Source organism: Acidobacteriota bacterium, assembly GCA_009838525.1.
Taxonomy (GTDB): Bacteria; Acidobacteriota; Vicinamibacteria; order Vicinamibacterales; family UBA8438; genus VXRJ01.
Genome location: VXRJ01000038.1, coordinates 94,813 through 106,646 on the forward strand (window position 1 = coordinate 94,813; position 11,834 = coordinate 106,646).

The 11,834-nt window shown below is 68.8% G+C and carries 9 protein-coding genes; 5 read left to right on the plus strand and 4 right to left on the minus strand.

What is annotated here, in order from left to right; translation table 11 throughout:
* Positions 1–15: 15 nt before the first annotated feature.
* Together F4Y45_17955 and F4Y45_17960 are read right to left on the minus strand one after the other, a co-directional pair.
* A complete protein-coding gene (locus tag F4Y45_17955) occupies positions 16–1,371 on the minus strand; it encodes a beta-lactamase family protein (protein ID MXY26390.1) in 1,356 nt (451 codons plus the stop codon).
* Between the two features lie 51 nt (positions 1,372–1,422).
* A complete protein-coding gene (locus F4Y45_17960) occupies positions 1,423–3,003 on the minus strand; it encodes a PQQ-binding-like beta-propeller repeat protein (GenBank protein ID MXY26391.1) in 1,581 nt (526 codons plus the stop codon).
* Positions 3,004–3,735: 732 nt separating this feature from the next.
* On the opposite strand from F4Y45_17960, the gene F4Y45_17965 reads away from it, so the two are divergent.
* The 5 genes from F4Y45_17965 (at position 3,736) to F4Y45_17985 (ending at position 10,514) form a co-directional block, all read left to right on the plus strand.
* A complete protein-coding gene (locus F4Y45_17965) occupies positions 3,736–4,566 on the plus strand; it encodes a PEGA domain-containing protein (GenBank protein ID MXY26392.1) in 831 nt (276 codons plus the stop codon).
* Between the two features lie 48 nt (positions 4,567–4,614).
* Complete coding sequence (locus F4Y45_17970) at positions 4,615–6,108, plus strand: hypothetical protein (protein MXY26393.1); 1,494 nt, start codon at positions 4,615–4,617, stop codon at positions 6,106–6,108.
* Positions 6,105–7,379 (plus strand): BamA/TamA family outer membrane protein, encoded by a 1,275-nt coding sequence (locus F4Y45_17975; GenBank protein MXY26394.1) that lies wholly within the window; start codon positions 6,105–6,107, stop codon positions 7,377–7,379. Before F4Y45_17970 ends, F4Y45_17975 begins: the two co-directional genes overlap by 4 nt.
* Before the next feature lie 107 nt (positions 7,380–7,486).
* Positions 7,487–9,970 carry a DUF1592 domain-containing protein gene (locus tag F4Y45_17980; protein MXY26395.1) on the plus strand — a complete coding sequence of 828 codons (2,484 nt, stop codon included), beginning with the start codon at positions 7,487–7,489 and terminating at the stop codon, positions 9,968–9,970.
* A gap of 91 nt (positions 9,971–10,061) precedes the next feature.
* Positions 10,062–10,514, plus strand: a complete 453-nt coding sequence (locus F4Y45_17985) for a methylated-DNA--[protein]-cysteine S-methyltransferase (protein ID MXY26396.1) — start codon at positions 10,062–10,064, stop codon at positions 10,512–10,514.
* A 189-nt stretch (positions 10,515–10,703) separates the two neighbouring features.
* Here F4Y45_17985 and F4Y45_17990 read toward each other — a convergent pair whose 3' ends face one another.
* Positions 10,704–10,889, minus strand: a complete 186-nt coding sequence (locus tag F4Y45_17990; protein ID MXY26397.1) for a hypothetical protein — start codon at positions 10,887–10,889, stop codon at positions 10,704–10,706.
* Between the two features lie 158 nt (positions 10,890–11,047).
* Positions 11,048–11,479, minus strand: coding sequence for a helix-turn-helix domain-containing protein (locus F4Y45_17995; protein MXY26398.1), 432 nt, complete (start codon positions 11,477–11,479; stop codon positions 11,048–11,050).
* Positions 11,480–11,834 lie beyond the last annotated feature (355 nt).

Below are 11,834 nucleotides of genomic sequence, written 5' to 3' on the forward strand. Positions count from 1 at the left end.
GCGATCCGCCTCGCGTCAGTGCGGTGTCGGTCGCCCCATGATCTTCGGCTTCTGATCCGCCAGGCTGTCGATGACCGCCTGCGACACCACGTTCGAGAACATCGGGCGGATGTTCAGGTGGTTGTAGGGCCGGATCTGGATCATCAACAGGCCGATCAGGTCCTCCACCGGGTCGGCCCAGTAGAGCGTCCCGTAGGCGCCGCCCCAAGTGTAGCTGCCGATCGACAGCGCGTCGGTCGCCCGCGCCGAATCGGTGAGGACGCCGAAGCCGAGTCCGAACCCGTAGCCGGGGCCGCGGACGTAGACGTCCTTGCCGGAACCGATGTGGTTGCTGATCATGTTGTCGACGGTCATCCGGCCGAGCAGCCGCACGCCGTTCAACTCGCCACCGTTCGCGATCATCTGCGCGAACTGGTAGTAGTCCGTGGTGGTGCCGGCAAGCCCCGCCACGCCCCGGAACATCGGCCGCGGCTCGACGTACTCCGGCTGCACCATCAGCTCGATCTTGCCGTCGGCGTCCGGCCGGTAGACCGAAGGCATGCGTTCCACCTTCTCCTGCGGCACGTAGTAGTAGGTGTCCGTCATGCCGAGCGGCTCGAAGATCCGCTCGCGCAGGAATTGATCGAGCGTCTGCCCGGAGATCTTCTCGACGAGAACGCCGACATAGTCGGTGGAGTCGCCGTACTGCCACTCGTCGCCCGGATGGAACGCGCCCGGGATGATGGCGGCCGCGGCGACCCGCTCGGCGAGCGTCGGCCAACCCTTGCCGTCGTTCGTCACCTTCGCGATCTGCGCGTCGGTCAGCCCCTTGCCGGCCGGGTTCATCGTCAGGCCCGACGTGTGGGTCAGGACATGCCGTATCGTGACGGGCCGTGTCTCCGGCACGGTGACCGGGCGGACGCCGTCGGCGTTGATCCGGACGCTATGGTTCTCGTACTCCGGGATCCACTTGGCGATCGGATCATCGAGCAGGAACTTTCCTTCCTCGAACAGCATCATCAGCGCCGACGAGACAACGGGCTTCGTCATCGACATCAGCACGAAGATGTCGTCCGTCGTCATCGGGATCTGGTTCGCCGCGTCGCGCCAGCCCTGCGCCTCGAAGTGGACCACCCTTCCCTTGCGCGCCACCAGGGTCACCGCCCCCGCGATCTGGTCGCTGTCGATGTACTCCTGAATGAATGTGTTGATCCGCTTCAGCCGCTCGGACGACATGCCGACCGACTCCGCCTCGGCCACGACGATGTCTTCCGCCGCGCCTGCGGCGAACGGCGCGGCCCCGTACCCGCCCGATGCCAGCAACGCCGCCGCCAGTACGCCCGCCGCCGCCATGGCCGGCCAGCGCCGGCCCCAGATCGTTCTGCTCTTCATCGCATTGCCCTCCGCGAATTGCCCGCGTTCCTGCCCTCGCTCCTGCCCGCGTTACTGGTAATCCTCAGCCGCCAGCGAGACGCGGATGATCTCCTCGTCGTTCCGCGTCACGAGATGGCGATTGGCATACGCCGGGTGCGTCCAGTTGACTCCCCGATCCTCGAAGCGCCGTGGCCCGTAGCCGGCCTGCGAGGTCGCCTCAATCAGCCTCGTCCGATCGATCTCGACGTAGCCCTCCGGCGTGAACTGCGCGATGATCAGGTCGCCGGCGTCGTTGTTCACGAAGTACCGGTCGCCGTGGCGCACCATGAAGGCGGCGCCCCACCGGCGCTGCACGGTCATCTCGTCCGACGTCCAGAGCCGGTCCCCGGTCCGCGCGTCGAGGCCGCGCAGCTCGCCGTAGCTGTCGACCCCGTAGATGTAGTCGCCATCGACAATCGGTGTCGTGATGAGCGAATGGAGGGCCAGGGTGTCCTCCGGCATCTCGCTCGTGCCGTTGATCTGCCAGGCGAGCTCGGCGGCGGGGCGGTCCGTGGCCAGGCGGAGCATCATCGAACCGCCGTAGAACTGCGTCACGAAGAGCTGGTTGCCGCTACGCACCGGCGTCGTCACCGTCATGCTGGAGCGGACGTCCCACGGCTCGGACCAGTAGATCGCACCGGTCTCCGGATTGAGCGAGCTGAGCGCGGTGGGGTGCCAGACGATCAACTGGCGGACGCCGCCGGCCTCGTAGATGACCGGCTGGCCGTAGCCCATCTCGTTCGTCACGTTGATGGCGCGCCAGACTTCCTCGCCGGTCATCTTGTCGAACGCCATCACCAGGCCGTCCGGCTCGGCGCCGACGACGTGGATCAGCAGATCGCCGTCGACGAGAGGCGAGCTGGCCGTCCCCCAGACCGGTACGGTCGTGTCGTACTCGTTCACCGTGTCGTGCTGCCAGACCACTTCGCCCGTCTCGGCCTGCAGGCAGAGCAGCATGCCGGCTCCGCCGGCGACGTAGACCCGGTCGTCGTCGACGGTCGGTGTCGCGCGCGGTCCCGTCGCGTACGAAAGCTGCAGATTGCGGTACGCCGTCGGCCACTCGTACGTCCACAGGATGTCGCCCGTTTCCTCATCGAGGGCGAGCACGCGCTCCGTGCCATCCATCACCCGAGTTTCCGGCAGGAACTCGAAGTCGACGACGAACACGCGTCCGTCGGCCACCGCCGGCCCGGCGAAACCCCCGTTGATCGGCCTGCGCCAGGTGACATCCAGCCCGTCGGCCGGGAAGCGGTCGATGATGCCATCTTCGGTCCAGACCGCCTGACGGCCGGAGCCGCGCCATTCCGGCCAGTCGACCGCGTTGAGTCCCGGCGCCACGAGCGCCAGCCCGAGCGCGGTTGCAATCCATCCCCCTACCGTCCGTTCACTCCGTCGCTGTGCAGTTCGCATCAAGAATCTCTCCGTTATCGGGAAGCGGTCCGACTGCCGCCCGCGCGGCCTGGATGTGCAGCGCCTATTGTCGCGTAATTCCGGCAGCGGGCAAAGCGCGCACGGCTGACATCGACGGAATAACTGCCCGTACCCTGTCGAGGACAGGTTCGTCCGCTCCAGAGGCAGATGGTTACGCCGTCGGCAGATCGACATCTTCACGGAAGCCCCGTTTCCAGCGCTCCAAGGCTTGGCAGTTAAGTTGGCATGCCGTATGCATGCATCTCGATCGTGCGTGCTCGATTCCCGGATTGGGACTACGGTAATCAAAGAGCACGGAGGAGATGGACCATGTCACGCCTCATGCCGCGCTTCACGTCGTCCTTGTCGACGGCGCTTCTGGTGTTAGTGCTCGGCGCGCCCGTCGTCGCGATTTCGGCCGAGACAGCGGAGGCGCAGCGGGCGCGTCCCCGCGGCGGCCGGCAGGCGTCGCCTCCTGCCCGGTCCGCGCCGCCGCCCCGCGCTCAGGCGCCGCGCCGGAGTGCGCCCAGCGCGCAGGCTCCATCCCGACGCGCACCCCGCGCCCAGGCGCCGTCTCGACGCGCACCGGCGGCACGGCCCTCGGCGCCACGCGCCCAGGCGCCCCGTACCCGTGCGCCACGGCCTCGTGCCCAGGCGCCACGCGCGCAGGCTCCGTCGCAGCGCACGCCGCGTGCGCAGGCGCCGTCCCGGCGGGCGCCGGCCGCCCGTCCTTCAGCGCCGCGAGCACAGGCCCCGTCGCGGCGCGCACCGGAGGCTGCCGCACCGTCGGCGCCACCGCCGAGCCGTCCCGGCCGGACGGGTGAGGCGCGGCCGAACCGTCCGTCTGCGCCTGCTCCCGGGGTAGATGCCCCTCGCCCTGGTCGCCCCGATGGCGGAACGCGCACCGCGCAGCCGCGCCAGCGCGCGCCGGAGGTGGCCGGCCGGGGCCGCGCGACGCCACGCCGTGCTCCGGGGGCGGCACCCGCGCCTGACCGTCCCGGCCGAACCGGCGGTGTTCGGTCCGGTCGTCCGGCGGCGCCCTCCCCGGGGATCGACACCAGCCGTACCGGTCGCCGCGGCGGAGGCTCACGCACCGCCACGCCGCGGCAGCGCGCGCCGCAGGTCGTCGACCGGGGCCGCGCCGTACCACGGGTTGGTGGCGGCCGGGGCCGCGGCGGCGGTCGCGGCGTCATCGACACGAGCCGGCCCCGACTCCGGGGCGACCGCCACGACAATCGAGGCGGCCGACGCGGCTACCGCTACGGCTACAACTACAGGACCGGCTACGGCTATTACCGTCCGTGGCGGTCCCCCGTGCGGTACCGCTACGTGCCGCTTCACGGTTACCGGTGGCCGCGGGTCCATGGCTCCTGGTTCTACTTCCCCGGCTTCCACCTTGGCGTGCACGTCGGCCACCGTCCCTACGGCGGTGGCGTCTGGTCCACCGTCTACGATCCGTACGGGGGTTGGTACGACCCCTACGGGTACGGCGGATACGGTTACGGCTATCGCTACAACTACAGCGACTTCTACACCGGCTTCCTGCGTCTGAAAGTGCGGCCACGCGACGCGCAGGTATACGTTGACGGTTACTTCGTCGGTCTCGTCGACGACTTCGACGGGTTCTTCCAGCGGGTGCGTCTCGAGGAAGGGCCACACACGGTCGAAGTGCGCCACCCGTACTACGAGACGCTCACGCTCGACGTGCTGATCGTTGCGGGTGAGAAGGTAACCTACGAGGGCGACCTGATCCCCCGGCCATGACCGTGCGCTCCATGGCCGGGGGCAGCAAGGCTGGATGAACCGCTTCCGATGAACCTGACGCGTGCGACGCGAGGCCGGTCCGCCGCCGCGGCCGGCATGGCGCTGGCGATTGCGCTGTGGCTGGGGTCCGTCGCCGCGCCACGCGCCGGCCAGCAGGAGACCGACAACGAGCTCGACCGCTTCATGGAGCGGGTCCTGGAGAAGCGGGAGGAGAACGCCGCGGCGCGCCTGCAGTACATCCTCGACGAGACGGCCGAGGGCCAGTTGAGCGGACCCGGCGGCGTTTCGCTCTGGGGGAGGCGCGGCGATTACACGTGGTACGAGCGCGATGGCATCTTCGTCCGCAGCCCGGTTCGGATCGATGGCGTCACTATCGGTGAGGCCGCGCGGCGTGAGTACGAGGCGGACTGGTTGCGGCAGGAGGAGCGGCGCTCGCGGCGCCGGCTGCGCGAACGGGAGTCCCCGGCGCGCTGGTCGCGCCGGACGGCGCGCGAGAATGTCCGCATCGCGATCGAAAGGGAGTGGGGCGGCAGCGTCGACTTCGAGTTGCTCGACACGATCGCGCGACAGGCGCGTGACTGGAACGACGGCCAGGCCGCGATGATCGGCGCGGCGGATTGGATCCTGGAGGAGCGCGGGGGCGTTGACTCGGTCGGATTCGGCCGCGCGGTCGCCAAGGTTCGGGACGGCTTTTCGATGCTGGAAGCGGACCGCCTGATGCGCGACGAGCTGCGGGCGATGCTCGACGGGGCGCTTCCGCAGATCGCGCCCGCCGCGGGGTCGGCCACCGACGAGGAGTTCGCACAGTTTCTCGAGTTGTTCGAGCTGGCGGTGCGTGACGGCGTGCGGATCGCGCCGGTGGATGCCGCGGTGGTGGACGGGGTCGAAGCGGCGCCGGCGGACGGCGTAGACGGTCGCCAGCGGGCCGAGAGGTTGCGGGAGGCGAACCGCGCGCTGCTCGCCCTGCCTGAGGTGTCCGACACCGGTGGCCCGGCAGCCGGTTCGGATCGTGTCATGGACGGGTTGGAGCCGGGCTTCGTCTCCGACTCCTTCTTCCTTGACTTCCAGTTCGAACCGGGGCGCTACTACCTGGTGGGGCGCGAGACGCTCGACGGCCATGAGGTCGTCCGAATCGAGTACTACCCGGAACAGATGTTCAGCGACGACGACGCCGGCCCGTCCGATGCCGAGGACCGGGACGATGACGAAAGGGCGCGCGAGATCGAGAGCGACCTCGACAAGACGGCGCTGGTCACCCTCTGGATCGATCCCAACGAGCATCAGATCGTCCGGTACACGTTCGACAATCTCGGCTTCGAGTTCCTGCCTGGACGCTGGCTGTTCCGGGTCGAAGAGCTCACGGCCTCGATGACCATGCAGCAGCCGTTCGCCGGCGTCTGGTTGCCGTCGGAGGTGGAGATGCGGGCCGCGTTCTCACTCGCCACCGGCCGGTACGAGGCGCACAACATCCGCCGGTACACCAACTACCGCGAGGCGGAGAGCGGCGGCCGGATCCGTTCGTTCGGTCCACCCGTGCGATGAGTTCGCGCCGCCTTGGGGGCATCCTCGTCGCGCTAGCGGCGGCCCTGGCTCTCCCGCCAGCAGTGGCGGCGCAGCCGCAGTCGCCACCGACCACAGAGACGGTCGCCGAAGTGCGCGTCCACGGCAACCACTCGATTCCGGATGCCGAAATGCTGGAGTTGGTGGGAGTCGCTCTCGGTGACGCGGTCACGCCAGACCTGCTCGAGACGGTGACGGATCGCCTGCTCGCCAGTGGCCGGTTCGCCACGGTGGAAGTGCGGAAGCGGTACCGATCGCTAACCGCCACGGACCGCGTCGCGCTGGTCATCGTCGTCCGCGAAGAGCCGGCTGCATCGGTGCGGAACGACCTGCTGCGCGCCCTGACCCGTCTCGCCGGTCAGCCGATGTTCATGCCGGTCCTGCGCTACGAGGAAGGCTACGGCCTGACCTACGGTGCGCGGTTCAGCCTGCTGGACGTCGCGGGGGAGGGGAGCCGCGTGTCGGTCCCGGCCACCTGGGGCGGTGAGCGGGGGGTAGAGATGGAGCTGGACGTTCCACTGCCCGGTCGCATCGTCGATCGCCTGCTGGCTGGCGGGTCGCGCGCCCGTCGGCAGCATCCCGCGCTCGGACTGGTGGACGACCGCACCCGCGTCCGCGTGGGCGCCGACCGCCGCTTCTCGTCCGGTGTGCGGTTTCACGCCGCACTGACGCGGGACGAGGTGCGGTTCGGGGGTGGCGTCGACCGGCTGACGCGCACCGAGGTGGGAGTGGATTACCGCCCGGCCGCGGCCGCGAGCTTCCCGCGCAACACGGCGGGGCTGGCGGCGTCGGTCGAACGGATCGCCATTGATGGCCGTGGGCCAATTGTGCGGCCGCGGCTCGACGCGCGGGCATTCGTCGGCGTGACCGGGCAGTCCGTCGTTGCCGCGCGGCTGTCGTACGAAGGCGCGTCCGGCCCCCTTCCGCTCTACGAACAGCCACTTCTGGGGGGCGGCGCGACACTTCGCGGCTGGCCGGTCGGCGTGCGGATGGGCGACCGCCTGCTCGCCGGCTCGCTCGAATGGCGGGTGCCGGTGACCTCACCGCTGTCGGTCGGCAGTGCCGGCTTGCGCTTCTTCTATGACCGCGCCGCGGTCTGGGACGCCGGCCAACCGCTCCGGGGCGCGGAGTTCCTCGACGGGGCCGGCGTCGGCGTCTTCTTCGCCCCGCAGTTCTTCCAGGTCCATGTCGATGTCGCGCACGATCTCGTCGGGTCGGTGCGCGTCCACGTTGGCGCTGGGATTCAGTTCTGATTGCCGGCGCACCCATGTCCGCCCCCGCCCGGCATGGCGCCGGGCATGTCGGTTGAGGGAAATCCAGAGGCGCTAAACTACCGGGAGACACGAGGCGAAGAACTCCGATGCTCACGCTCTCGACCACGCGGCTGGCAACGCTGATTCTCGTGCTCGCGACGCTAACCGCGCCCGGCGCCGCGGCCGCCCAGACGTTCGCAGCCGACGTCGCGCCGCTCGTCGAGTCGTCCTGCCTTCAGTGTCACAGCGCGCGCACCGTCACGCCGCTCAATCTCGAACGCCTCGGGTTTGACCTGACCGACCCGGAGACCCTCAAGGTCTGGGAGCGGGTCTACGAGCGGCTAGAGAAAGGCGAGATGCCGCCGGCCGCGGCCCCACGACCCGACGCGGCCGTGGTCGCGACCGCCCTCGGGTCGTTGAAGCAGGCGCTGGTCGACGCGAGCCGGGCCGCCCGCGGCGAGCAGCGGACCCCGCTTCGCCGGCTCACGCGACTCGAGTACGCGTACACGATGCAGGACCTGCTGGGAATCGACGAGGTGGTCGCCTCCAACCTGATTCCGCTGCTGCCGGCGGAGGCCGATTCCGGGGGATTCGACACGGTCGCGGCGTACCAGAGCATGTCGCCCATTCACGTGCGGAGCTACCTGGAGGCGGCCGACCGGGCGCTCGATGGGGTTCTTCTTGTCGGGCCCGCTCCCGAGACCGACACCTACGTCATCGAGTACGCGAAGTCGGAGTATCTCCACCGCGTCGCCAACAACACGGGACTGGGGCAGGGGATCGTCAAGCAACTCGACGATGCCTACGTTGCCTTCATCGACGCCGCATCCACCTACACCGTCAACAGCCAGAGCGAGGGGCACCGGGTTACCGTCCCCGGCCGGTACCGGGTCGCGGTGGAGGCCTATCCCCACCAGGCGGTCAGCCCCGTGACGCTGTCCCTTTACCGGGGGCACCGGTCGGGGGGCGGAGTCCCGGCGCTGGAAGAGCTGCTGGGCGAGTTCGACCTGATTGGCGAGGGGATCCGGACCGTTGAGGTCACGCCGTATCTCCGCCCCGGTGACCTCATCGCGCCCGTGCCCGCGGATCTCGACGGCCCGCGACCCACGCACGCGGTTCCTGGGGACCCGCACAGCGGGTTCGGTGGGCTGAAGCACCATCCGGGTGAAGGCGTCGCGCTCAAGACGATGACGATCGAGGGGCCGCTCCTGACGGATGGCGTATGGCCTCCCCGGAGCACGCGGCGGCTGTTGACCGGCGTCGAGTTCGACGCGGACGGCGAGATCCGGCTGACGAAGGACCCCTACGGTCACATCGTCGACATCGTCGCGGCCCTTGCCCCGCGCGCGTTCCGGCGACCGCTGGCCGACGGGGAGATCGAGGCTTACGCGAGTCTGGCCCGTCCGCTGCTCGACGACGGCCAGCCGTTTCTGGACGCGGTCCGTCTGCCGCTTCGGGCGATCCTGAGCGCGCCGGCGTTTCTGTATCACGCCAGTTCGTCCGATCCCAACGTCGCCGCTTCCACCCTGGATGGCTTCGGCCTGGCCACGCGCCTGTCGTACTTCCTCTGGCGCAGCATGCCGGACGCCGAGCTTCTCGACCTTGCGGGCGAAGGAAGGCTGTCCGCCCCCGACGTGCTCGCACGGCAGGTCGACCGGCTGCTCGACGATCCGAAGCGCGAGCGCTTCGTCAAGGACTTCGTCGGGCAGGCGTTCCGGCTCAACGAGCTGAAGGCGACCACTCCCGATCGGGGCATGTACCCCGAGTTCGACGATCGGCTGGGGCAGGCGATGGTGCGAGAGACCGAGCTCTTCCTGGCCGAGTTGATCGCCGGGGACCTCAGCGCGGGGTCGCTCGTCGACGCCGACTTCACCTTCGTGAACCGCCAGCTCGCCGGGCACTACGGCATCCCCGGCATTACGGGCGAACACATGCGAAAGGTGATGCTGCCGGCCGACAGCCCGCGCGGCGGGCTGCTCACGCAGGCCAGCATTCACAAGGTCACGGCGAACGGGACGACGACGTCGCCGATTCCCCGGGGGAACTTCGTGCTCGCGAACCTCCTGGGCCGGCCGGCGCCACCGCCGCCCGCCGAAGTCGGCGCTCTCGAGCCCGACACCCGCGGCACGACGACCGTTCGGGAACAACTCGAGGCGCATCGCTCCAGCCCCGTGTGCGCCAATTGCCACCGTGTGATCGATCCACCGGGATTCGCGATGGAGTCGTTCGATCCCATCGGCGGCTTCCGGACGCGGTACCGCCTGTCGGGCGGCGAGATCGACGTCGGCGGCGGCCTGCGCTACCCGGCCCCGTACACCGAGGGACCGGCGGTCGACCCGAGCGGGGTGACGCCGGAGGGCGAGGCGTTTGCCGACATCCGGGACTACAAGCGGCTTCTGCTCGAGCAGGAGCTCGACCAGGTCGCGCGTCACCTCGCGTCGAACCTGCTGGTCTTCTCGACCGGCGCCGAGATCGAGTTCGCGGATCGTGACGCGGTCGAGCAGATTGTCGAACGAGGACGAAGCGACGGACATCCCGTCCGCCAGATGATTCACCGGGTCGTGCAGAGCGACCTGTTCAGAACGCGCTAGCAACAGGACGAAGGAGGATCACACGTTGCCGAACGCCAGCACGCCACCTGCCGCCAAGCTGTACCACGACTTCCCGACGCCGATCGGCACGATGCGCATCGTTGGAGACGACACGCAGATCGATCAGGTGAACCTCCCGAAGGAGGCGTCAAACGCGCCCGACCCGGCCTGGTGCTGCTGTAACGACGATCTGCCGGCCCCCATCGCCCAGGCGAAGGAGCAGTTGGCGGAGTACTTCGCCGGCGCCCGTTCGACGTTCGACCTGCCCCTCGGACTGAATGTCGGCACGCCGTTCCGGCGCCGGGTGTGGCGGGAGCTGCAGCGGATCCCGTACGGCGAGACCATCTCCTACGGCGAGCTGGCGCGTCGTATCGGAAAGCCCACTGCGTCACGCGCCGTCGGCGGCGCCAACCACCACAACCCGATTGCCATCATCGTCCCGTGCCACCGCGTGATCGGGGCCGACGGAACGCTCGTGGGGTACGGGGGCGGCCTGCCGACCAAGGAACGGCTGCTGGCGCACGAACGGAGCCACGCAACCTAGACCGGCATTCGAGCGACCACCGGCCAGTCGCTCTTGGGGACAAGCTCGCTCGCAACAGTTGTTCACGCTCCCGTGTCTGTGGTTTCGAGGCCGTTGCACGGAAAGTGATTGCACGCAATCATGGAGCTGGCGCGGTCGTTGGAGGAATCTGTCGTGGCTAGCATCACGATTCGCAACCTGTCGGCAGAGTCAAAGGAGCGGCTTCGACAACACGCCGAACAGCGCGGGTGCAGCCTCGAAGCGCTGGCGCGAATGGTCCTGGATCAGGCTGCCGAGGAATCCGTGTCGTCGACAGAATTCCCACACGATCTGATCGCGGTCGTCGAGCCGGGTGCAGATATCGAACCGTTCCTCCGCGACCATGATCAGCGTCAAGCGCCCGTCGACCTACCGTGAACGTGCCGCCGCGGTCTACGGAGACGTGGCGGCCAGGGCCGAACAGGACGGCGCGCGGCTCAACGTCGCCGACGGGCAGATAGCCGCTATTGCTCTCGTCCAAGGCATGCGAGTCGCAACGCGCGACATCGGGGACTTCAAGGTATCGGGCGTATCGGCGCGGGCGGAGCCCATTCGAGCGCGGCGAGTCGATGAAGGCCCGCCCGGCGCAGGACGCGGCTGACGGTGGCGGGTGAGACGCCCACGGTCCGGGCAATCTGGACGCCCGTCTGCCGCTGGCGTCGCAGCGCCGTGATGCGGGAGACGATGGCTGCCGGCGTGGCTCGGGGCTGTCGATGGGGCCGCGAACTGCGGTCCGCCAAGCCCTCTCGGCCTTCGGCCGGGTACCGGGCGACCCACTTGCGCACGGTGCGGGGACAGACGCCCGCCGCCGCCGCGACGAGGCTCACGGGCAGGTGGTCGTCGAGCACGCGAGCCACCAGTTCGGCTCGACTCGCAGGGGTGGTTCTGGCATTCTGATGGATGTCTACTCGGCCCTCTGGGGTGAGACTTTGGTTTTCTTCACCCATCAGTCTCGCCTATGGGGGTCGAGCGGACAACCTGCTGAAAGGTCACAGTTCGTAACGGAAATGCTGCAAGCTATTCACAATTAATGCCTTACTGCTAGCGTGCCGACCACGCTTGCCTCGTTGATTCCCACTTTCTAACCAGCACTCGACCCGACACTCGAAGCCAGACGTAGACCGTACTGGCTTCATCGTCAATTCTGCGTTCGAGGCCCAAGTGGACCGCGACTGCCCCGCAAAAGACACCCCGGTTGGCTTGGAAGCGTCGGGAAGTGGCAAGAGGCCGAGCGGCGTGAGCGGAGCCAGGCGGGGTTTCAGGATCGCACGGACCGACCACCGTGGAGTTCAACCGCGTGCC